Annotated in this window: 26 protein-coding genes; 13 read left to right on the forward strand and 13 right to left on the reverse strand. The window is 31.0% G+C overall.

Annotated features, from left to right (window positions below):
- Positions 1–26 precede the first annotated feature (26 nt).
- Positions 27–983: a thioredoxin-disulfide reductase gene (trxB, locus tag BFJ87_RS09160; protein ID WP_077403155.1), complete on the forward strand. Its 957-nt coding sequence runs from the start codon at positions 27–29 to the stop codon at positions 981–983.
- A gap of 11 nt (positions 984–994) precedes the next feature.
- Here trxB and BFJ87_RS09165 read toward each other — a convergent pair whose 3' ends face one another.
- From BFJ87_RS09165 to BFJ87_RS09185, 5 genes are all read right to left on the reverse strand, one after another.
- On the reverse strand, positions 995–2,041 hold the full coding sequence (locus BFJ87_RS09165) for an aminotransferase class I/II-fold pyridoxal phosphate-dependent enzyme (protein WP_077403158.1): 1,047 nt from the start codon (positions 2,039–2,041) through the stop codon (positions 995–997).
- Entirely contained in the window at positions 2,041–3,051 is a 1,011-nt protein-coding gene (locus BFJ87_RS09170) for a dipeptide epimerase (protein WP_077403161.1), read from the reverse strand. Before BFJ87_RS09170 ends, BFJ87_RS09165 begins: the two co-directional genes overlap by 1 nt.
- A 91-nt stretch (positions 3,052–3,142) precedes the next feature.
- A complete protein-coding gene (locus BFJ87_RS09175) occupies positions 3,143–3,859 on the reverse strand; it encodes a head GIN domain-containing protein (RefSeq protein WP_077403165.1) in 717 nt (238 codons plus the stop codon).
- Between the two features lie 102 nt (positions 3,860–3,961).
- Complete coding sequence (locus tag BFJ87_RS09180; protein ID WP_077403168.1) at positions 3,962–5,701, reverse strand: PspC domain-containing protein; 1,740 nt, start codon at positions 5,699–5,701, stop codon at positions 3,962–3,964.
- The gene (locus BFJ87_RS09185) at positions 5,694–6,038 is read right to left on the reverse strand and encodes a PadR family transcriptional regulator (protein ID WP_013622063.1); all 345 of its coding nucleotides are present in this window, start codon (positions 6,036–6,038) and stop codon (positions 5,694–5,696) included. The genes BFJ87_RS09180 and BFJ87_RS09185 overlap by 8 nt, the downstream gene beginning before the upstream one ends.
- A 243-nt stretch (positions 6,039–6,281) precedes the next feature.
- Here BFJ87_RS09185 and BFJ87_RS09190 point away from each other — a divergent pair, with 243 nt between their 5' ends.
- A complete protein-coding gene (locus BFJ87_RS09190) occupies positions 6,282–6,737 on the forward strand; it encodes a DUF4442 domain-containing protein (RefSeq protein ID WP_077403225.1) in 456 nt (151 codons plus the stop codon).
- 71 nt (positions 6,738–6,808) lie between these two features.
- Positions 6,809–7,606, forward strand: coding sequence for a TIGR00266 family protein (locus BFJ87_RS09195; protein ID WP_077403171.1), 798 nt, complete (start codon positions 6,809–6,811; stop codon positions 7,604–7,606).
- A gap of 120 nt (positions 7,607–7,726) precedes the next feature.
- On the opposite strand, the gene BFJ87_RS09200 is transcribed toward BFJ87_RS09195, so the two are convergent.
- Positions 7,727–8,848, reverse strand: coding sequence for a D-alanyl-D-alanine carboxypeptidase (locus BFJ87_RS09200; protein ID WP_338064793.1), 1,122 nt, complete (start codon positions 8,846–8,848; stop codon positions 7,727–7,729).
- Positions 8,849–9,127: 279 nt separating this feature from the next.
- On the opposite strand from BFJ87_RS09200, the gene BFJ87_RS09205 reads away from it, so the two are divergent.
- Entirely contained in the window at positions 9,128–9,325 is a 198-nt protein-coding gene (locus tag BFJ87_RS09205; RefSeq protein WP_013622067.1) for a hypothetical protein, read from the forward strand.
- A 51-nt stretch (positions 9,326–9,376) separates the two neighbouring features.
- On the opposite strand, the gene BFJ87_RS09210 is transcribed toward BFJ87_RS09205, so the two are convergent.
- The gene (locus tag BFJ87_RS09210) at positions 9,377–10,318 is read right to left on the reverse strand and encodes a LysR substrate-binding domain-containing protein (RefSeq protein WP_077403177.1); all 942 of its coding nucleotides are present in this window, start codon (positions 10,316–10,318) and stop codon (positions 9,377–9,379) included.
- 106 nt (positions 10,319–10,424) lie between these two features.
- Here BFJ87_RS09210 and BFJ87_RS09215 point away from each other — a divergent pair, with 106 nt between their 5' ends.
- Positions 10,425–10,898, forward strand: coding sequence for a Dps family protein (locus BFJ87_RS09215; protein ID WP_077403180.1), 474 nt, complete (start codon positions 10,425–10,427; stop codon positions 10,896–10,898).
- Positions 10,899–10,976: 78 nt separating this feature from the next.
- On the opposite strand, the gene BFJ87_RS09220 is transcribed toward BFJ87_RS09215, so the two are convergent.
- From BFJ87_RS09220 to rluF, 5 genes are all read right to left on the reverse strand, one after another.
- Positions 10,977–11,405 carry a DUF2141 domain-containing protein gene (locus tag BFJ87_RS09220; RefSeq protein WP_077403183.1) on the reverse strand — a complete coding sequence of 143 codons (429 nt, stop codon included), beginning with the start codon at positions 11,403–11,405 and terminating at the stop codon, positions 10,977–10,979.
- Positions 11,406–11,657: 252 nt separating this feature from the next.
- Positions 11,658–12,488: a metallophosphoesterase gene (locus BFJ87_RS09225; RefSeq protein WP_171974493.1), complete on the reverse strand. Its 831-nt coding sequence runs from the start codon at positions 12,486–12,488 to the stop codon at positions 11,658–11,660.
- 95 nt (positions 12,489–12,583) lie between these two features.
- Positions 12,584–13,180: an FMN-binding negative transcriptional regulator gene (locus BFJ87_RS09230; RefSeq protein ID WP_077403188.1), complete on the reverse strand. Its 597-nt coding sequence runs from the start codon at positions 13,178–13,180 to the stop codon at positions 12,584–12,586.
- 4 nt (positions 13,181–13,184) lie between these two features.
- The gene (locus tag BFJ87_RS09235; RefSeq protein WP_077403191.1) at positions 13,185–14,018 is read right to left on the reverse strand and encodes an endonuclease/exonuclease/phosphatase family protein; all 834 of its coding nucleotides are present in this window, start codon (positions 14,016–14,018) and stop codon (positions 13,185–13,187) included.
- Positions 14,011–14,748 carry a 23S rRNA pseudouridine(2604) synthase RluF gene (gene rluF, locus BFJ87_RS09240; protein ID WP_077403193.1) on the reverse strand — a complete coding sequence of 246 codons (738 nt, stop codon included), beginning with the start codon at positions 14,746–14,748 and terminating at the stop codon, positions 14,011–14,013. Before rluF ends, BFJ87_RS09235 begins: the two co-directional genes overlap by 8 nt.
- 226 nt (positions 14,749–14,974) lie before the next feature.
- On the opposite strand from rluF, the gene BFJ87_RS09245 reads away from it, so the two are divergent.
- From BFJ87_RS09245 to BFJ87_RS09265, 5 genes are all read left to right on the forward strand, one after another.
- Positions 14,975–16,297, forward strand: a complete 1,323-nt coding sequence (locus BFJ87_RS09245) for a 2TM domain-containing protein (RefSeq protein ID WP_077403196.1) — start codon at positions 14,975–14,977, stop codon at positions 16,295–16,297.
- Between the two features lie 33 nt (positions 16,298–16,330).
- Positions 16,331–16,636, forward strand: a complete 306-nt coding sequence (locus tag BFJ87_RS09250) for a 2TM domain-containing protein (RefSeq protein ID WP_077403199.1) — start codon at positions 16,331–16,333, stop codon at positions 16,634–16,636.
- The gene (locus BFJ87_RS09255; protein WP_077403202.1) at positions 16,636–16,968 is read left to right on the forward strand and encodes a 2TM domain-containing protein; all 333 of its coding nucleotides are present in this window, start codon (positions 16,636–16,638) and stop codon (positions 16,966–16,968) included. Before BFJ87_RS09250 ends, BFJ87_RS09255 begins: the two co-directional genes overlap by 1 nt.
- Position 16,969: 1 nt before the next feature.
- Entirely contained in the window at positions 16,970–17,311 is a 342-nt protein-coding gene (locus tag BFJ87_RS09260) for a 2TM domain-containing protein (protein WP_077403205.1), read from the forward strand.
- 91 nt (positions 17,312–17,402) lie between these two features.
- Positions 17,403–18,158: a LytR/AlgR family response regulator transcription factor gene (locus BFJ87_RS09265; protein ID WP_077403208.1), complete on the forward strand. Its 756-nt coding sequence runs from the start codon at positions 17,403–17,405 to the stop codon at positions 18,156–18,158.
- 95 nt (positions 18,159–18,253) lie between these two features.
- Here BFJ87_RS09265 and BFJ87_RS09270 read toward each other — a convergent pair whose 3' ends face one another.
- Complete coding sequence (locus BFJ87_RS09270; RefSeq protein ID WP_077403211.1) at positions 18,254–19,435, reverse strand: LETM1-related biofilm-associated protein; 1,182 nt, start codon at positions 19,433–19,435, stop codon at positions 18,254–18,256.
- A 144-nt stretch (positions 19,436–19,579) separates the two neighbouring features.
- Between BFJ87_RS09270 and BFJ87_RS09275 the strand changes: the two genes are divergently transcribed.
- From BFJ87_RS09275 to BFJ87_RS09285, 3 genes are all read left to right on the forward strand, one after another.
- Entirely contained in the window at positions 19,580–20,257 is a 678-nt protein-coding gene (locus tag BFJ87_RS09275) for a DUF4331 family protein (RefSeq protein WP_077403214.1), read from the forward strand.
- A gap of 21 nt (positions 20,258–20,278) precedes the next feature.
- Positions 20,279–20,974, forward strand: coding sequence for a hypothetical protein (locus BFJ87_RS09280; protein WP_077403217.1), 696 nt, complete (start codon positions 20,279–20,281; stop codon positions 20,972–20,974).
- Positions 20,975–21,048: 74 nt separating this feature from the next.
- On the forward strand, positions 21,049–22,326 hold the full coding sequence (locus BFJ87_RS09285) for a tetratricopeptide repeat protein (protein WP_077403220.1): 1,278 nt from the start codon (positions 21,049–21,051) through the stop codon (positions 22,324–22,326).
- The last annotated feature ends 134 nt before the right edge of the window (positions 22,327–22,460 follow it).

Genomic DNA, 22,460 nt, shown 5'->3' on the forward strand with positions numbered 1-22,460 from the left:
TCTAAACTAAACTTTGAACTAATATTATGTCAGATACAATTGAGAGAATTAAATGTCTTATTATAGGCTCTGGACCAGCAGGATACACTGCGGCAATTTATGCTTCTAGAGCAGATTTAAAACCAGTAATGTACACAGGTATGGAACCGGGCGGACAATTAACAACTACAACAGAAGTAGACAATTTTCCAGGGTATCCAGAAGGTATAGATGGGCCAACAATGATGACGCAATTGCAAGCGCAAGCAGAACGTTTTGGTACTGAAGTAAGGATTGGTATGGTTACAGCAGTAGAATTTAATGAAACTGTTGGAGGCGTACATAAAATAACTGTAGATAATTCTAAAATTATAGAGGCAGAAACAGTAATTATATCTACAGGAGCTACAGCTAAATATTTAGGATTAGAGAGTGAGCAACGTTTACGTGGAGGTGGTGTGTCTGCTTGTGCTGTATGTGATGGTTTCTTTTACAAAGGTCAAGATGTAGCTATTGTTGGTGCTGGTGACACAGCAGCAGAAGAAGCATCATACTTAGCAAATATTTGTAACAATGTTACTATGCTTGTTCGTAGAGATGAAATGAGAGCATCTAAAGCAATGCAGCATAGAGTTAATAGTATTTCTAATATTACTGTAAAATATAATACTGAAGTAGACGAAGTATTAGGAGAGCAGGTAGTTGAGGGCTTACGTATGGTAAATAACCAAACTCAAGAAAAAGAAGAAATAGCGATAACAGGACTTTTTATAGCTATTGGCCATAAGCCAAACACAGACATATTTAAAGGACAATTAGATATGGATGAAACTGGTTATTTAATAACTGAAGGTAAATCTACCAAAACAAATATGCCTGGTGTATTTGCTAGTGGAGATGTACAGGATAAAGAATACAGACAAGCTGTTACTGCTGCTGGTACGGGTTGTATGGCTGCATTAGATGCAGAACGTTATTTAGCTAGTATAGAAGAAATAGCTTAATTTGTTATTTTTTAAGCAAACTGAAGGGTATTTATAAGTGTAACAAGCTTATGAATATCCTTTTTTTTATGGTGCGCACTTAGTACAATTCTACTCATTGTTGGCGATTCTTTGTCTGGATAATTAAAACTAGTGACTATTATATTGTGTTTTTCCAAATATGCGGTTATTTTTTGGTCACTATATGTAAATGCTGAGTGGTTAGGCATTATGGTAAATTGTTCTGTATTGTTTAGGCCATCTAAAAAAGACTGAATATTTTGCTGTAACTTTTGCTGTCTCTTTTTATAGAGACTTTCTGCAGTTATTATTGTAGCTATATTTGCAGGTGTAGCCGGACTAGCACCGCCAAAAAAAGCAGTGTCTTTTATTTCTTCTATTCTTATTTTTTTTCCAAAAATAGCACCAGCTTGTATGGCAAATCCTTTACTTAAAGAGCTACACACTATAAGTTCTTTGGGGTTTAGTTTCTGTAATAAAGTATAACAGCCAGCACCATTGTTGAGTGGTAGGCCTAGTGTATGTGAGTCGTCTGCTACTACAATTAATTTATTTAAAGGTAATTGTTGTAGTCCATTAAAGTCGGGGTAATTTAATCCGTAAAAATCCAGACTATCTAAAAAAACTACGGGAGTAGTTTTAGCTTTTTTAATATGGTTTTCTACCTCAGTAACTAAGTCACTATAATTTGCATAATTGCTAGAGTTGTTTTGATGTAGAGCAGAGTGAGAATTAGGAGCATAAAATAAAGTGTAACCTTTAGATGTAAAATAATTACATACTAACTGCCCTGCTAAATAGCCAGAAGAAACAGTTGCACAAGCTTCACTTTGTACAAGTTTTGCAAGATAATTTTCTGTTTTTTTATAGATATCAACTTTAATATTAGATTTTCTAGAGGCTCCATAGTTGGTACCATACTTTTTAATGTTTTTTAAGTATGTTTTTAAAAACTTTTTATGCTTTTGAAGCCCTAAATAAGCAGTTCCGCCAAAATATAGTTTTTTAGAACCATCTACATTAATTTTTCTACCAGGAAATGTAGTAACGTATGTCATTATAATAATGTAATACCAGAACCTCCTGTATTAGGAAAAATTAAGTTTCCGTTTGGTTCTATTTCTATTCCTTTTGCAATGTCTTTGCTTAATAGCATTGCACCATCCATATCTACATAGTCTAATTGTGGTGCTAACTGTGCTATTGCAGATATTCCTACAGAGGACTCTGTCATACATCCAACCATAACTTTTAGGCCTAGTTCTTTTCCTTTTTTTATCATTCTAAGCGCTGGTGTTAAACCTCCGCACTTGGTTAATTTAATATTTATTCCGTTAAAATGGTAACCACATTTCTCTACGTCAGATTCTACAATACAGCTTTCGTCAGCAATAACGGGCAATACACTAGCGTGCATTACTTGTTCCATACCTGTCCAATCATCTGCTTTTAAGGGTTGTTCTAAAAACTCTACACCTAATTTTTTAAGTTCTGGTGCGTAGTTAATGGTTTCTTCTGCTGTCCAAGCACAATTTGCATCTATCCTAAAAATAGCATCAGAGTATTTTCTTAGCTCTTTTACAATGGCAACATCTTGGTCTGTGCCTAGTTTTATTTTGTAAATAGGCCAAGGCTGTTCTTTCATTTTTGCAACCATATTATCTATACTATCTATACCAATAGTAAAATTTGTAATAGGGTAGGAGCTATTATCTGTGTCCCATATTTTATTCAGAGGTTTATTTAAAATTTTACCATATAAATCATAGGCAGCTAAATCTAGTGCACAAATTGCAAAGTTGCTTAAGTTTTTTTTATTTAAAAATTGATTAAAATCTTCAGGCGTGGTAAACGCATAGTTTTCAATTTCTGTTCGTATGCTTTCAATTTCTTGTTGCATACTCTCAAAAGTAATTTTGTAGTATGGGTTTGCTGTAGCTTCACCATAACCAACTTTATCATGTAAACCAAGACTTACCACCATACTGTCCTGAAAATTATGAGACTCTCTAGAAATACTAAATGTATGTTTTAGGGGAAGAACATACTTTGTTAAGGTTAAATTCATATCAATATTTAAATTTATACTAATATAATAAGGTCAACCTTGTAAACAAAACAAGATTGACCTTAATAAAACGCTTTTAACAGTCGGTAATTTATCTCTTTTTTACGCTACCGGAAGAAGATTTATTTTTTTTAACTGTTGCAGTACCACTGTACATAATATCTGCACCACTACTTGCATCAGCTATTAAAGAGTCAGACACATCTACACTAATATCTGCCCCGCTACTAGCATCTGCATCACAGGTTTTTGTTTTTAGTTCATAAGCATCAATATCAGACCCGCTACTAGCATTTACAGTTAGGTTATTTGTTTTACCACTTAACTTAATATCTGCACCACTACTACAGTCTGCGTTTACAGAGTTTGCTACTAACGCAATTTGTATATCTGCACCGCTGCTAGCATTTAAGTCTATTTGGTCAGCTTCTATTTGTGATTCTGAATTTAATTCTGCACCACTAGAACTATATAGCGCAGTAACTACTGGTAATGTTACATATACGTTTTTTGTAGCTCTGCCAATATTTTCTATTGCGTGTATTTTAAGTTTACCGTCTTCAATATCTGTACCAATAAGGTCAATAACATTTTCATCTGCCTCTACACGTATGCTAAATTCTTTAGCTTGTGTAACAAAAACATTAATACCTTCTGATGCAGATATACGCTCAAAATTTGAAGCTATATCTCTGCTTTGCTCTGTTAATACTCCGTTTCCTTTTTTACCATTACCAATGTTAATAGAACATGAAGTAAATAGTAAGCTTAATACTATTGCAATTGTGATTTTAGATAGTGTTGCCATAATTGTTATTTTTTTGATTGTTGATGTAAAAGTCTATAAATGTTTGTGGTAAAACTAAATTTAAAGACCGAATTGTTGTTTTTTAGAACTGAATTGTAGGTTTTAATTGTTTGAAGATTCTATACGCGCACCGTTTTCATCTATTTTAATGTTTAAAGAGTTTTCGTTTGCGTTAATTTTAATGTTTACACCTTCTTCATCTAAAATTAACTCTGAATTTTTATTGCTGTTTTCATCATCATCATTATTATCTTCATTAATTTCATCATTAATACAGTCTAGGCACTCCAAAACACCCTGCTTGTTCATTAACCAAGTATAATTTTTAACATCGGACCTGTAAATTTCTTCTTTGTAAGATGTATGCCATCCTATTCTGTTTGTATCAGTGTTAAAATCAAACTTAACAATAACATTTTTTGGAATGTAAAGGGTAATGTTTACCTCCTGATCTCTAAATTTACCGTTAGGATCTAGTGATAAAAAGTTATCTAGAATTACTCTATTTTCTAAAACTTGATAATTATACTCTATAGTTTTTGCTCTTTCTCTTGCTTCATCAAAAGAACTACCCTGAGATACTTTTTGTATTTTAATTTTAGCAATGTCAGTATCAGATCTTACAATGTCAAACTTAAAATCATTATCTAATAAAAGTTTTTTACCATTTTCATCTGTAGTAAATGTCATTCCGTTAATTCTAAAATTCTCTGGTCTGTCATAATTTTGACTACTTTTAGTTCCAATGTAAATAGTGTCTAGAGGCTTAGTAAAATTTAATTGCTCTGTTTTATTAATACTACCTTTATACATATTTGCGGTAGCTTGTTTTATAGTAATAATTGTTAAGCCAATAATAGCGGCAAGCCAAACACCAAGTAACGTTAATTTGGCAATTGTACCAATAGATTTAAGGTTAGATACAACAATTTTTAATCCTAAATAAAGTAAAAAGAAAAATGGAATTGCTATAGCAAAAAATACAAGCATAGAAATTAACCAAATGGGCGAATTAGATGTGTTTATTAGATTGTAAAGAGGCGTGTTGTTAACTACAAATGCATCTGAAAAACCTGCTATAAAAACCCCAATAAATGTACCTATAACTACAGATCCGCCTACTAGAATTAAAAGGAGGCCTATAACTTTACCTATGCTTTTAAAAATGAAGTTAAAAAACGTGCCAATGGCATCAAAAAAAGTTTGTATGCCAGATTTAATTTTATGATTAGCCTTGTTGTAATCTGCATTTTTTACTTTATTAGTTACGGTATCAAAACTTTCTTTTACAGTACGCTCTATGTTACTAATGTTTATAGACTCACCACGCATATCTAATTTTTGCGAGGTAGTTTTAGCTTCAGGTATTAAAAACAATAATAGAATATAAATTACTATAAATCCGCTAAAAGTAGCTAGTGTAAGAACAATCCATAGCAAACGAACCCACCAAGGATTTATGCCTAAGTAGTGTGCCATACCAGCAGATATTCCACCAATATATTTGTTATCTGTATCTCTGTAAAGCTTTTTGGTTTTAGATTTTGTAATAGGCTCTTCGTCTTCAAAAATCTCTTCATCTACACGGTAATCTTCAGGTTGCCCCATAACAGAAATAACATCTTCTACGTCTGTTTTTGTAATTACTTGCTGTTCGTTTTTAATTTTTTCTTGAAAAAGCTCTGCTATTCTTGCTTCTATATCAGAAATAATTTCGTCACTACCGGGCCCATTATTTAAAGATTGTTTTATAGCTTTTAAATAGGTATCTAGTTTACGATAAGCATCTTCGTCTATATGAAAGAATAAGTTAGCCAAGTTTATGTTTATAGTCTTATTCATTGTTCGTTTTTTTTGAGTTGGTAACTAGGTTTACTGCATTTCTAAGCTCGTCCCAGGTAGTGTTTAATTCTGTTAAAAATTCTTCGCCTGTTTTTGTAAGTGCATAGTATTTTCTTGGTGGTCCGGATGTAGACTCTTCCCAACGGTAGGTTAGTAAACCAGCATTTTTTAGTCTGGTTAATAATGGGTAAATAGTACCTTCTACAACTAGCATTTTGGCATCTTTTAGTGTAGAAAGAATTTCAGAGGTATACTTATCTTCTCCTTTTAGTATAGAGAGGATACAATACTCTAAAACACCTTTGCGCATTTGTGCCTTTGTGTTTTCTATCTTCATAGTTTAGATATTCTTTTAAAACCCGTATAAGAAGCGGGCTGTTTTTGATTTGATGAACAAACTCCGTTGAATTATTTTTTTACAGAATTGATTAATTTCTATAACTCTAACTTGTTAGTTTCTTATGCAAATATATATCTTTAAAAAGGTATTATGCAAAACATAGTACTAAAAATTAACTTTACTTTAACATTTATAGATTCAACTATTTTCAATACTTTTATAAAAATTATAAAAAACAGAATGGCAAATAGCACATTAAAATATAACGTATTCAATTTTTTTAAGTTACCATCTGCTTGGTGGTGTGGTGTACGTTTAAAACACATTGATGAGAAAAAAGCAGTTGTTACCGTAAAGCACAGGTGGTTTAACCAAAACCCATTTAACTCTATGTTTTGGGCAGTACAAGGTATGGCTGCAGAGTACGCAACAGGGATAATGGTAATAGACCAAATAGAAAAAAGCGGTAGAAAAATATCTATGTTGGTAGCTAGTAATAATGCCACATTTACTAAAAAAGCTACAGGAAGAATTACTTTTACTTGTGAAGATGGCCACTTAATAGAAGATGCAATTAAAAAAACTATTGCAACAGGGGAAGGGCAAATATTTACAATGAAATCTGTTGGTGTTAATACAGATGGAGTGGTGGTTTCTACTTTTAATTTTGACTGGACAGTGCGTTTAAAGAAATAATTTTTTAAAAATATGTAACATTCTCTTTTTTGTTGCTACCTATTAGTGTCAATCAAAATCAAAATATAAAAATGAATGCACACGAAATAGATTACCATATTTATGGAGAAGAAATGCAGTATGTAGAAATAGAATTAGACCCGCAAGAAGCTGTTGTAGCAGAAGCTGGTAGTTTTATGATGATGGATACTGATATAAAAATGGATACCATTTTTGGAGACGGCTCTAACCAAGATACTAGTGTTTTGGGTAAAATTTTTTCGGCAGGAAAGCGAATGTTAACTGGTGAAAGTTTATTTATGACAGCCTTTTTAAATATTGGATCAAATAAAAGAAAAGTAAGTTTTGCTTCTCCTTATCCTGGAAAAATATTACCAATAGATTTATCTGAAAAAAATGGAAAATTTATTTGTCAAAAAGATGCTTTTTTATGCGCAGCTAAGGGAGTGTCTGTTGGTATAGAATTTTCTAGAAAACTTGGTCGTGGTCTTTTTGGTGGTGAAGGTTTTATTATGCAAAAGTTAGAAGGAGATGGAATGGCATTTGTACACGCAGGCGGCACTATGGCTAAAAAAGTATTGGCTGCAGGTGAAGTTTTAAAGGTAGATACAGGTTGTATTGTAGGCTTTTCTCAAACCATAAATTATGATGTAGAGTTTGTAGGCGGAATTAAGAATACTGTTTTTGGCGGCGAGGGGTTATTTTTTGCTACACTACGTGGACCAGGTACTGTTTATATACAATCTTTACCATTTAGCAGACTAGCTGGCCGTGTATTAGCTTCTGTTCCTAAAGGAGGAAAAGACAGGGGAGAAGGTAGTTTGTTAGGAGGTTTAGGAGATCTTTTAGATGGTGATAATAGGTTTTAGATCTGGTAATAATCTAAAACAAATTACTTATTTATAACTTATAAAAGTTCTAACCAAATAATGAACACAATTGTAAAAAGAAAAGAACCAATTATTAGTTTTTTGCTTGTGAACACATAATTAATAAGTATCTCTTATTAGTTCTAAAACAGTTTGTATTTGTTTTTTTACATCAGAAGTTTTTGCTTTAAAATGGTTGTTCATAAAGCTAAAAATTATTGTTTTCCCAGATTTTGTAATTAGGTAGCCGCTTAAACTATAGTTGTTACCTAAACTACCAGATTTTGCATATACGTACGGTGTTGGGTTGCCTTTATACCAGTTTTTTAGGGTTCCAGATTTACCACCTGCAGGAAAAAGCTTCAATAGTCTTTTTTGGGGGACCTCTTTGTACATTTTGTGCAACACTTTTACAAATGATGCAGGTGTAAATAAATTGTATCTAGATAGGCCAGAGCCATCTACCCAACGAGGTTGCTGTTCTATATCTGCTAAATCTGTTTTTAAAATATGTTTTATTGCCTTGTTTGTACTTAAAGTATCCGATAAAGTGTTAGATGCCATAACTAATAATTGTTCGGCTAAAAAATTATCACTAAGGTGCATCATTCGTTTTGCAATAGAATCTGTAGCTACACCATAAAGTGTATTTTTTTCTGTGTTTGCCTTTTTATCTGTAATTATAATTTTTTTATTAATTGCCTTTTCTAATAAGTCTTTTGTAAGTTTATTACTTGTTTTAAAAGGAATTGTTACAGTATCTATTAAGTTAGTATTTATATAAAATATATTTTTTATTAAATTTCTTTTAAAATTATATGGTGTAACACGTATACTATCATTAAAGTAGGTTGGATATGTAGATAAATATCCCTTTTTATATATACTTAGTACATTGCCATATAAGGGTAAACCACCACGTTCTGGAGAAAAGGAGGCATCAAAATCTTCCCAAGCCCATCCGCTGCCAAATTTACCAGATATATAATTGTTTACGTTTAACGCAATATTTTTCTGTTTTTTTAAAAAATGTATAGCTGTGCTATCCTTAAAATATGGGTGGAGTGTTGTTGGGTTTCCAGTTCCTTGTATATAAGTAGTGTCATTTGCAATAGCATACTTTAATAAAGGGCTAAATTCTGGCACTAATTTTAAAGTTGTGTATAACGTAAATATTTTGGTGTTACTTGCTGGGGTAAAATATTTGGTGCTATTTTTTTCAAAAATAGTTTTGTTTCGCACCGGATCATAAACTTTTATACCTATAAAGTGATTTTTTAAAAGACTGTTACTAATTATAGAATTAGTGTTTTTTGAAATTTTTTGTTTAGTACTTGCGCAACCAACCAAAAACATCAAAATTATACAATAAATAAAACTTCTATAGTTATTGTAAAATATGGTATTGTAGGTCATTACGTATTATTTTTTTTGATAACTATGATTTTTAACACTTTATTTAGATACTTTTTTCAGGTTTTATCGTTAAATTTATGGAATAATAATTTAATAATTATAAATATGGCAAGAGCAATGTTTGATTACACTAAAACTGTTTTGCAAAAAGTAAGTTTTGATTCTAAGTTGTTTTGCAAAGAGCTAGAAAAAGCAATTTCAAGATTACTGCCTTACGAGGTAGATGAGCTTAAAGTTTGGTTAAACTCTTTTACTACAGATAAACCAGAACTAAGGCAGTGTATGATTTACATCAAAAAATAGTAAATACCTAAAAAGCCACCATTACGGTGGCTTTTTTAATTTATTTAGCTTTTATTTTTTGTTAACCGGACTAATAATTTTTACATCCTGAAAAGCAATTGCACCACGTACAACACTTGTAATTACATCATGTAGTGCATTAGTAATTTGTATTTTTAATTCTTTTTTATGGTAAATTAAACTAACTTCCCTGGCAGGTGATGGGGCTTCAAAATGTTTTAAGTTCTCTTTCTTTTTCTCATCTAATTCCAATGTGTTTAAATAAGGTAATAAAGTCATACCTAAACCTTCATTAGATAAATTAATTAAGGTCTCAAAACTACCACTTTGTAACCTAAAATGTTCTACTACAGAGTTTTTAGGAGATTTGCATAAGTTAATTACACCATCTCTAAAACAATGTCCATCTTGTAAAAGTAAAACATCGTCAATATCTAATTCTTGAGGTGTTAATTTTTCTATAGAAGAGAGTCTGTGTTGTTTTGGTATATAACCAACAAATGGCTCATAATACAAAGGCCTTTCCTTAATAAATTCAATTTCTAGTGGTGTTGCAGCAATAGCAGCATCTATTTGTCCGTCTTGTAAATTTCTAATAAGTGTGTCTGTATTTTGCTCTTTTATAACCAGGTTTACTTTTGGAAATTTAGAAATAAAGGCTTTTAAGAACATAGGTAAAAGTGTTGGCATAATGGTTGGTATAATACCTAAAACGTACTCACCACCAACAAATCCTTTTTCTTGGTCTACAATATCTTTTATACGGTCTGCTTCGTTTACAATATTTTTAGCTTGTTCAACTATTTTTTGTCCCACCTCTGTAATAGAAATTGGTTTTTTACTTCGGTCAAAAATCTGAATGTCTAGCTCATCTTCTAACTTTTGAACTTGCATACTTAAAGTAGGCTGTGTAACAAAGCTTTTTTCGGCGGCAAGTGTAAAGTTTTGGTATTTGGCAACAGCCAATACATACTGTAGTTGAGTTATTGTCATTCTTAATAGGTTATAGCTATAAAATTATAAAAACAAATGATTTTAATCAGCACCAAAAATAGTAAATACTAACTAACTTTGTGGTATCACAAAAAAGATAAATATTATGGAATTAAACAGTATAGGATTAGAAGTAGAAAAAGCTAAAGAGCTAAACAGTAAATTAAATGTTTTACTATCTAGTTTCCAGGTTTATTACCAAAATTTAAGAGGTGTTCACTGGAATATTAGAGGTAGACGCTTTTTTGATTTACATATTAAGTTTGAAGAGTTATATACTGATGCAAATGAAAAAGTAGATATGATTGCAGAACGTATTTTAACCCTAGGAGGAAAACCATTGCACACTTTTGAAGATTATATGTCGGTTTCTAAATTACCGGTAGGCAAAAATATTTCTGTAGATGTGGAGGCTATAAAATTAATTGTAAATTCTTTAAAAGAATTGTTGGTTATAGAACGCGATGTATTAGATATATCTGGTGAGGCTAATGATGAAGGGACAAACTCTTTAATGAGTGACTTTATAGCTGAGCAGGAAAAAACAATTTGGATGATGAATGCTTGGTTAGAAGAATAGATGATTGTAACCAAATTGTACGTAAAAAAGGAGATAAAATTATTTATCTCCTTTTTTTATTCTTAATTTTTATAACTATTAAAACCTAAGTGCAAACTCTAAATCTGTATCTATTACATTAAATTTGGCTTCAGAAAATGTTGGTGGACCGTATGGAGTTGGTGATCCAGATATGCAATAGCTTTCTTTAGGCATACCGTTTGCTTCTCTGTCCATCTGCTTATTATTATTTTCATCATGCATTGCTAAAATAGCATACTCACCAGGTTTAACATCTTTAAAAACTATGGTTACCTTACCATCTTTTATAGTGGTAATTTTATCTTGCAGCCCTGATCCTCTCATAAAAGTTTCTGAAGAGTGTAAACCAGCCATAACTGTTCCATTATCATTTAAAACGTTGTCTATTGTAACGGTAACTGTAAATGTTTCTGCTTTTTTTTCTTTTTGTGCGTTTACAGTAATTGTTGTTATAAATAAAGCTAAAAGTAATCCTAAAGTTCTCATAATGTTTGTGTTTTTATTGTTGATTATGATACAAAGATGCAGCAGTACTTCAGTTTTTTAAAATGTAATAAACCGAACTGTAATTTTTTTAGGCTGAATTGTAAATTGTTTGTTTAAATTGATGAAATATGAAGAAAAGAATGTAGATGAAAGAAAACAGAAACTAAATTTAAAAAGTAGAAAGTCTAAAAAGTGTGGTGTACTACTACGAAATAAAAACAGGTGTTGTGGGGAGAAAAATGAAAGCTGTTTTTAATCTAAAAAAGTACGATTGTAACTAAACGGGTTACTCTTGTTTGGATCTACGGTAACTTCTACAGCTCTGTGTCCGCCATCTATTTGTACGCGTGTAATATTTTTTTCTGGCCAAGGTTTGTTGGTAAACCAAAAGTGACCATCTCCTTGTAAATATAGCACTGGTTTTTTAAAAGCGGCTGCACTGCTTCTAAAAGCACTGGTAAATGTATTAAACTTGGTAGGATCACCTTCTGTAATATTTGCGTGTCCAAAAACAACTACGGCGTTTACATTGTCTTTTTCTGCTTGCAGATGTTGTTGCACCCAATTGGCGTCATCCGTAAGCCTAGTTTCCCATTCTGTTACATTATGTACATTGCTACCAACAATATTAATGCCTAAGAATAGTATCTTGTTTTGTACCCAACTAAAGTTCTCTGGTCGTTTTTGTTGGTAACTTACAGTAGGAGTAAAGTTCCAGTTAGTGTTAAATTTAAAAAAATGGGTGTTCCAAAAGGCTAACCCTTCTTCTGGGTTTATACAATCATTATATTCATTATCACCTAAAACAATAAAAGTAGGGACTGAAAATTGCTTTAAAAGGTTGCTTACATCTACATAAACATCTTCTGTACAGGATCCTGCTCCTGGTTTTATATCTCCAACGTGAATTACAAAACTAGAGTTTGCCCTTGCATTATGTGCAGCAATTACTTTTGGTAAAGAGTCTCTTTGGAAATCGTTGTAAGGTACATCGCCAATGGCAGTAAAAACCACAGGATCTATTAATTGTGGCTCTTCATTTGGTTTATTAACGTCATTGTTAGTATCGCTAGCACAGGACATAGTTTGTGTAGCTAAAAATACAAGTACTATTAGTTTAAATACTAAAGGTTTGCGGTAATAAATTATCATACTTAAAAATACAAAATAAATAATAATTACTTTTTCATATGTTTTGCTATTTCCTTGCTGCCAGCATCTCTTTTTTCTAACTCTTCAATTATTTTTGGTTTGTCTTCTTCTCGTGTTTGTGAGAGTTTGTAGGTAGCTTGTATATCTGTTATTTCAATTTCAAAAGCAATAATACCATTTACTTGTGCTAGTGTACTTTTAGATAAATTATCTAAATGTAACGGACATTCTGATGCTTGCTCATATTTATTAACCAAATCATTAAGTCCTTTCATTGCAGTGTCTTTATCTACAATAGTAATTTTGCCATAAATGTGTACTGCAATATAGTTCCAAGTAGGTACTTCTTCATCTTTATACCAAGAAGAAGATATATAACTATGTGGACCATTAAAAATACAAAGCACCTCTGGGTTATCTTTAAAATTATGCCATTGCGGATTAGCTTTTGCAATATGCCCAACAAGTATGTCTTTTTCGTTTTTTGTTTGTAATTCTAGAGGTATATGCGTTGCCCAAGGTTTGCCATTAGTTTGGTTTACTAGTATACCAAAACTATTGTTTTTAACAAAGGTTTTAATTTCTTCTGTATTGTTATTTTGGTAGCTTGGTGGTATATACATTATTTTACTTGTTAAATGTTGCTAATACTGGTAAATGGTCTGATATATGTTTGTTATTATCTAATCTATCATCTATAATTGTTACGGATAATACATTCAAATTTTTTGCAAAAACATAATCTATTCTGTGGTCTAATACACGGTCTGTAAAACCATTAAAAGTACCTTTTGGTCCGTAAGGTTTAGTTTTACTGTTTTTGTAACTGTCTACTAAGTAATTGGTAATGGTTGTAATGGCTTCTTCAGTAGGAGTTACATTAAAATCTCCCATTAAAATAATTGGGTAGTTATTGGTGTTAAGACTTTTAATTTTTTCAATAATTAGTTTAGCAGAATTTTTACGTGCTTCAATACCAATATGGTCAAAATGTGCATTAAATACCCAGTAATTTTGTTTTGTTTTTTTATGTTGAAATAAGCCATAAGTGCAAATACGTTCCATTGCGGCGTCCCAACCTACAGAAACTTTATTTGGTGTTTTAGATAACCAAAAGGTATTAGAAGTTACAGGTTTAAACTCATTACTGTAATAAATAGCACTGTATTCTCCTTTTTCTTTACCATTATCTCTACCAACCCCTATGTAATTGTAGTTGGGTAAATTGGTATTTAGGTAGCTCACTTGGTTGTGTAAACCTTCTTGTATACCTAAAAAAGACGGCTTGTAATGCTGTATTAAAGCTACCATTTTAGCTTTTCTAAGGTTCCAATTGTTTATTGTGTCACCAGTATTGTCATACTTTATATTGTAGGTCATTGCTTTTACAGACTGGCTTATAAGCTTGGTTGTAGCAAATGAAAAAATTAAAGCTAGTGTAACAATAATTTTTTTATTCATCTTTATAAGTTTTAGCAGATGTAGATACCAGTCTGTTAATTTCTTTTAATTCTTCTTTGGTAAACTCACGATAAGTACCAACTGGCATATCTAAGGAAATATTCATAATACGAACACGTTTTAATTTTGCAACATTGTATCCCAAATACTCTGTCATTCTCCTAATTTGTCTATTTAAACCTTGTGTAAGTATAATTTTAAACTCGTAGTTACTTAATTTTTCTACTTTACATTTTCTGGTAATGGTATCTAATATTGGAATGCCATTGCTCATTTGGTGTACAAAATCATCTGTTATAACTTTATCTACTTTAACAATGTATTCTTTTTCGTGATGATTTCTAGCGCGTAAAATTTTGTTTACAATATCTCCATCATTAGTTAAAAATATTAAACCCTCACTAGGTTTATCTAACCTGCCAATAGGAAAAATACGTTTTGGGTAATTTATATAGTCTATAATATTATCTTTTTCTACACGTGTATCTGTAGTACAAACAATGCCAACGGGTTTGTTAAATGCTAGGTACACAAAATCTTCTTTGGGTTCAGATATTAATTTGCCATCTACGCGTACTTCATCTGTAGGAACTATTTTGGTGCCCATTTCTGGTATTTTACCATTAATAGTTACACGTCCTTGGTCTATAAGTTTGTCTGCCGCTCGGCGAGAACAATAACCAACTTCACTAAGGTATTTGTTAATTCTGGTAGCCTGTATTTCTTTCATTATAATTACGTCTCTTGTAGCAAAGATAGTAGTTTGTTTTGCTTTACAGCCTTAAAAATTATTGGTTTTGTGCTTTAATTGCAGGATTGTATTAATTTTTTACAACTCATCTGTAAATATTTACAATTGGGTTTTAAATTATTTGTAAAAAGTAACTAATGCTTCAACTTTGTATCAGATTAAAACAGTAATTATTTACTAAATTAGAGCAAAATCAAATATTAAAATGTTCAATATAAAAAAGATATTAAAGCTAAGTATTATTATTACAATTATAATATCAGTTATAAATGTATTAGGAAGTATTGGAGACGGTTTTTCTTTAATTAAAATATTACGCGGCATAGCAATTACCTTTCTTTACTCTTTTGTTTTAAGTATGGTAAATTCATATTACTTTCAATATATATCTAACATATATAGTTGGGAGAAACAACCCAAAAAAAGACTTTGGCTTGGTGCATTTGGATCTATAATACTAACACTTATTGCTTTTGCAGTTGTAAAGTTTATAATAGCAATTGTGCTTTTTGGAAATAGCGTAGAGTATTATGTAAGCAACCAAACGTTGTCACCATATTTTATTACGTTGTTAATATCTATAGTGGTTTCTTTAGCATTGCACGCTTACTATTTTTATAAGTACATTCAAGACTCTAAAATAAAGGAGCAAAAAATTATAGCAGGTACTGCATCTGCAAAGTTTGATGCTTTAAAAAATCAATTAGATCCGCATTTTTTATTTAATAGCCTTAATGTGTTAACTAGTTTAATAGAAGAAGACCCTTTTCAGGCTCAAAAGTTTACCACATCATTATCTAAAGTATACAGGTATGTTTTAGAGCAAAAAAATAAAGATTTGGTTACTGTAGATGAGGAGTTACGTTTTGCTAAAACCTACATACGGTTATTAAAAATGAGATTTGAAGATAGTATTGTTTTTGAAGTACCTGAAAAAAGTAGCAACCCAGATGCAAAAATAATACCGTTATCATTACAATTATTATTAGAGAATGCTGTAAAACACAATATAGTATCATCCAACAAACCACTGCGTTTAAAGGTTGAAGAAGTAGATAATATGCTAATTGTAAGTAACAATTTACAAGAGAAAAAAGTAGTAAAAAAGAGCAGTGGTGTAGGGCTTAAAAATATACACCAACGTTACCAAATGTTAACAGACAGAACAGTAATTATTAATAAAGGCGAAACAGAATTTAGTGTTCATTTGCCAATTTTAACCAAACAAGTATCAACTATGGAAACACAAAAAGTTCATTTAGACGAAAAACGCTATCAAAGAGCAAAAGAAAGAGTAGAAAAAATAAAAGGATTTACATACAACCTAGTAGCCTATTGCTTTGTTATTCCTTTTTTAATATGGTTAAATTACCAAACAACAGATTTTCCGTGGTCAGTATTTCCTGCCTTTGGATGGGGATTAGGACTAACTGCACACGGTATGGAGGCCTTTGGTTATAATCCATTATTTGGTAAAAACTGGGAAAATCGCAAGATTAGAGAATATATGGAAGACGATAAGTTTTAAAAATAAATATACCAACCATCTAAAAAAATAACTATGGAAATTAATACCAACCAAGAAAAATACGCAAGAGCTAAAGAACGTGTAAAAGATGAAAAAGAGTTTTATAACAAAGTAATATCATCTGTGTTTACAATAGCCATAGTAGCCGCTATAAATTATTACCTAAACAAATTTAGCAACCCTTGGTTTTTATGGGTAGTACTAGGTTTAAGTATAAGCTTAATTTTTAAAGCAATAAAAGTATTTAGCTTTTTTCCGTTTATGGGTAAAGACTGGGAGCAAAAGAAAATTAATCAGTTAATGAAAGAGGAAGAAGAAAACAATAAAAAATGGAGGTAATGGAAAATTATAATGAGCAATATAGAAACGAAAAGCTAGAAAGGGCTAAAGAAAAAATAAAAGAACTTAAAGGGTTTTACATTCATTTAACGGTGTTTATTTTAGTAAATCTGTTTATTGTAGGTAGTGTTATTTTTAGTTCTGGTTGGAACGGATTTTTAAATATAGGTACATATTTTACACCGTTTTTTTGGGGAATAGGTTTAGTAGCACATTACTCTAAAGTTCACGGCTCATTACCATTTTTTAGTAAAGAATGGGAAAAGCGTCAGATTGAAAAGTATATGGAAAAAGAAAAAAGGGAGTCAGATGACTTTTTAAAAAAGAAATAAGATGAAAAAAGCACCATTAAGTAAGTTAGAAAGAGCAGAGAAGAAAGTAAAAGAAATTAAAGATTTTTATAATCATTTAGGTTGGTTTTTAGTCGTAAATATTGTAGTGCTAATTGTCAGATTTAGACTTTTTGATATCTTTCCAATTGAATCTGTTTCTGTAGGAAAAAACATCTCTACTTGGATAGATGTTAATATGACCGTTATGCCATTGCTTTGGTTGTTTGGATTAACCTGCCACGGACTATATGTTTTTAAAGATAAGTTTCAGTTTTTTAAAGATTGGGAACAAAGGCAAATTGAAAAATATATGGAAGAAGATGAGCAAACAAAATACTTGTAGTAAGTAAATAAAATTAATTTTTTAAAAGTAGAATTGGCATCATTAATATAATTTTTTTCTATTTTGCCATCACCATAAAATAACCAAACCAATGAACGTAATAATTATTGAAGATGAAAAACCAGCAGCAAGAAGACTAAGTAGGTTGCTTGCAGAATTAAATGTAACAGTTTCTACTATGTTGCACTCGGTTGAAGAATCTATAATTTGGTTTAATGAAAATAAGCATCCAGATTTAATTTTTTTAGATATACAATTATCGGATGGATTGTCTTTTGAAATTTTTGAGCAAGTAGATGTAAAAAGTGCTATTATTTTTACCACTGCGTATGACGAATATGCACTGCAAGCTTTTAAATTAAATAGTATTGATTATTTACTAAAACCAATTGATGATGAGGAGCTAGAAGTTGCAGTTAATAAGTATAAAAATATGACTGCATCTAACCCTAAAATATCAGTAGATTTTGATGATATAAAAAAGCTGCTTGTAAACCCAATAGAGCGTGAGTTTAAAAAGCGCTTTACGGTAAAAGTTGGGCAGCATTTAAAAATTATAAATGCAGATGAGATAGAGTGTTTTTTTAGTGAGAATAAAGGAACCTATGCCGCAACATCCGATGGTAGAAATTATTTGTTAGATGTTACCTTAGAGAATTTAGAATCTGAGTTAGAACCAAAAAACTTTTTTAGAGTTAGTCGTAAATTTTATATTAATGTAAATTATATAAAAGATATAGTATCTTACACCAATTCTAGACTAAAAATTGTTTTAAATAAGTATAATGATTCTGAAATTATAGTAAGCAGAGAGAAGGTAAAAGACTTTAAGTTATGGTTGGAGTAGATGTATTTAAATAACTGGACTTAAATTTATTAATATCATTAATAAATCTAGTATAAGATTTATCTATATTAGCCTTTTTGTATAATTATTGCTTATTATTCAATTCTGTTTTCATCAAAAGAAGATGGTAGTAATTTAGGTATCAATTTAATAAAAATTGGTAATAAAATTGCACCTCCTGGTAGCATAAATATTGCTAAAGATGGTATGCTCTTAAAAATATCTAGCAATTGGTTTTGTACTTTTCTCTTCTCTTCAACACTTAAATTTGTAATGGTAGATTTAGATATTAACGCAACTAATTCTTTACTTTCTGCTAGTTCTTTTTGCAATCTTTTGCTGTTTCTTAATATTAATTTATTAGCAAATTTAGAGGTGTTCTCATAAAATTTTTCTGCTAAATTATGGTCCTTTAAATGTGGAATTTTTTTTGCATTTTCTTTGAAAAAAATAGCTACTTTTTCAATAGATTTTTCAACTTCTTTTTCTTTTAAATTTAGGTCTTTTGCAATGCCAAAAACAAACTCAGATTCTTTGTAGTCTAAGGTTAAATCTTCCCAAGCTGTTACGCAAATTATATCCATCAAATATTGGTATACTTCTGGACTAAATTTATTAATTAATCGGTCTCTATAATGCGCATCAAAATGATGATAATCGTCTGGTAAAAATGATAATGAGGCAATAAATAAATAGCTTAGTCGCTCATCATATTTTTGTTGTTGTTTGGAATTTAAGGTGTGGTGCACAAGGTTTATTAATATATACTCTAGTTCTTCTGCATACTTTTTTATATCTTTTTGGTCAATTAAATAATGCTTAAAAAGTAACACATCAACAAATAATAAAGTATTAGTAACTGTACTTCCAAAGGTTTTGTTTATTAAATTATCTTCTAAAAAAACTCTAGATTTTATAATTGCCTCTAATTTGTTACTTGCTTTTGAGCCTGTAAAAATGGTATCAAAAAAGCTAGAGCTAACATCTAGGGCTTCGTAAAAATTAATTAATTTAGTTATAAATGTTCCGTAATTTTTGTCCTTAGTTTCTAAAATGTATGTAAAATATAGGGCAGAAATTAAGTTAGCTTTTGCATTTTCATCTTCTGTTGGTGTATGGGTAATTGGGATAAATTGTAGCCATTTTACGTGTATCCCATAAATAAAACCTGTAGTACAAAGACTACTGTATAATTCTTCAAAATTAGTATGCGCAACAGTACTATTTGTTGCTATTTGTCCAAACTTATCTATCCAACCAGAAGCCGACGGGTTCATAACTTATTTTTTTTGCTAAACTATATATTGTTTATATGCAATTTAGGCTTTATTTCTGTTTAACAAAATTTTAACAATTAAAAACCAAACCCTACTTTTTAAAGCTCCGTAAGTAGGGGTGAATTATAATTAAAACATACTACAATGAGAAAAAACAGAAATTTATTAGTTGTATGCTTGCTAGCAATAGTGGGTGTAGTATTAGTAGCGGCAGATCATATTGATGCTCCGTCTACTACAGGACAAACTGCAGATATTGCAGATTTTTATGCTTTTGAGCCAACAACGGGTTCAGACAATACCGTATTTGTAGTAGACCTACAAACTAATGTTTTACCAGATTTAGCTTATGGTACTTTTGATGAAGGCGTACTAACAGAAATAAATATTGATCGTGATGGCGATTTAATAGAAGATTTGGTAATACAAGCTATACCTAGAGATGGTAAAATGTACTTTTTTGGACCTATAGCGCCATCTGCTACTGGTTTAAATGGTGAAGTTATGGTAGATGCTCCTTTAGGTTCTGTTGCTATTTCTGGTGCTACTGCAACGGTTGAAGAATTATCTAATGGTGTTAAGTTATTTGCTGGTCCAAGACAGGATGCTTTCTTTTTTGACTTTACACAGTTTAATGCTGTTATAGGCGGTATGGCACCAGAAGGTTTTAAGGCTGTAGGTGAAGCTACAGATACTTTTAACGGTGCAAATACAATGTCTATTGCTATAGAAATTCCTAACACTATGTTAGGTACAACTACTGCAACTAATGCATTAGGTTTAGAAGTTTACAAAACTTGGGTAACTACAAACAAAAAATAATAATACTAAAAACTTACAATTATGAAATTATATAATATAAAACATCTGGCCTTAGCTTTTGGAGCTGTATTAACTATAGCATCTTGTTCTGATGATGATAATGGAGATATGGAGATGGAACCACAAACAATAGATTTTTCTGGAACTTACACTCAAGTAGACCATATGGGTAGACCAGGAATTAATACAGTTTTGTCTTTTGATATGGAAGGACAAGCCAGTGTAAAAGATGCACAAAATGTTACTATACCATCAGAAATGGGTGCTATGTTTCAGGCTGGTTTTGAGGCTAGATTAGAACAATATCATGATGTTTACGCTAATTTATTAGGAGCAGATCCTGCAGATGTAAATTATGAGAATAATATTTTAGGTTTAGATGCGGCTTCGTTAACAGGCTATTTAGCAGCAGATGTGTTAGAAGTTGCTCCTAATTTACCAACCACATATTTTAATCCAGGTACAGATAACGATGGTGATGGTAGAGTTCTTGTGCCAGATGGTGATGAAGTTGCTTTAACTGGAAGACTTATTACAGATGACGTTATTGATGTTTCTTTAATACTACTTTTTGGAGGAGAAGAAGGAGACCGTTTTAGTGGTCAAGACACAGATGGTGATGGTACAGCAGACTTACCTCGTTTAACATCTGATGGTGTTAGCTTAACAGCAACAGTTTCTACTGATTTTCCTTTTTTAGGAACTCCAGAAAACTAAAAACGTACTAATTGAAAGGGAGGTTTAACCTCCCTTTTTCTCAACTTATTTTTAACTCTACAAAATTTTAAAAAATGAAAAATTTCGCCTTATTTATACTCTTAATTACTTTTGCTTCTTGTAATTTAGATGGTAATACAACAGTTACAAATGCCAAAGATTATAATGCATTTTTAAAGGTTGATGCAGAAAAAACAACATCTAGACAATATGAGTTGTGGAACTCAAAAATAAAACCAGACAGTATGCAAATTGCCAGCTTTGGTATGGTTGCGCAAGAGTACAATAGGTACTTTAAAAACACGGGAAAAATAGAATATTTAAAAAAAGCAGAGCAGTGTCTAACTAAAGCAGTAGAAATATCGGCGGTTAATAAAGCAGATTTTTATAGGTCTTTGGGGCGCAATTATATTTCTCAGCATAGATTTAAAGAAGCATTGCAAATGGCATTAGCTGCTAAAAATATGGGAAGTGGAGTAGAAGAAACAAAAAGTCTTTTATTTGATGTTTATATGGAACTTGGAGAGTATAATAAAGCCCAAGAAAACTTAGCTTTACTTAAAGATAAAAATAGTTTTGGCTATTTAATTAGAATAGCAAAATGGAAAGACTATAAAGGAGATTTAGATGCTACTATAGCTTATATGGAAAAAGCAAAGCAAATAGCAGAAATGTCTAATAATATCAACTTAAAAGTGTGGTCTTATACTAATATTGCAGATTACTATGGTCACGCCGGAAGGATTAAGGATTCTTATAACTATTATTTAAAATCTCTTTTTTTAGAACCTCATAATGCATATGCAAAAAAAGGAATAGCTTGGATTGTTTTTTCATATGAGCGTAAACCAGTAGAGGCACTTCGTATTTTAAATGCAATTAACAAAACGTATAATGCTCCAGACTATTATTTGCTAAAAGCAGAAATAGCAGAATACCAAAACAATAAGTTTGAGAAGTTAAAAAATATGGATAGATACATTAAAGCAGTAGAAAATCCAGCTTATGGTGCAATGTATAACGCCTATAATGTTAACTTTTATTTAGATTATACAGATTTATACGGGAAAGCCTTAGATATAGCAAAGGAAGAGGTAAATAACAGAAAAACTCCAGAGTCTTATATGTTGCTAGCGCATAGTTTATTTAAAAAAGGAAATATAGCTAACGCGGTTACAATTGTTGAAAAACATATTGAAGGAAAAACTTTTGAACCACATATTTTATATAGTTCGGCAGAAATTTTTAAAGCAGCAGGTAACACAAAAAAAGTAGAGGAATTAAAGGCAGAATTAACAGGTGCTATTTATGAACTTGGACCAAATATGGAACAAAAAATAGCTAATTTATAAGTAAATACTATAATATTTATAAGTACAACTTTTGTAGAGTTTAGTTGTAGGTTGTTGCTAAAAAGTACCAAAGCACCTGTGTTTTGGTGCTTTTTTATTTTTTAAATTTTAAGATTTTTTTATGTTAATATACT

The sequence above is a fragment of the Cellulophaga omnivescoria genome (assembly GCF_001999725.1).
GTDB lineage: Bacteria > Bacteroidota > Bacteroidia > Flavobacteriales > Flavobacteriaceae > Cellulophaga > Cellulophaga omnivescoria.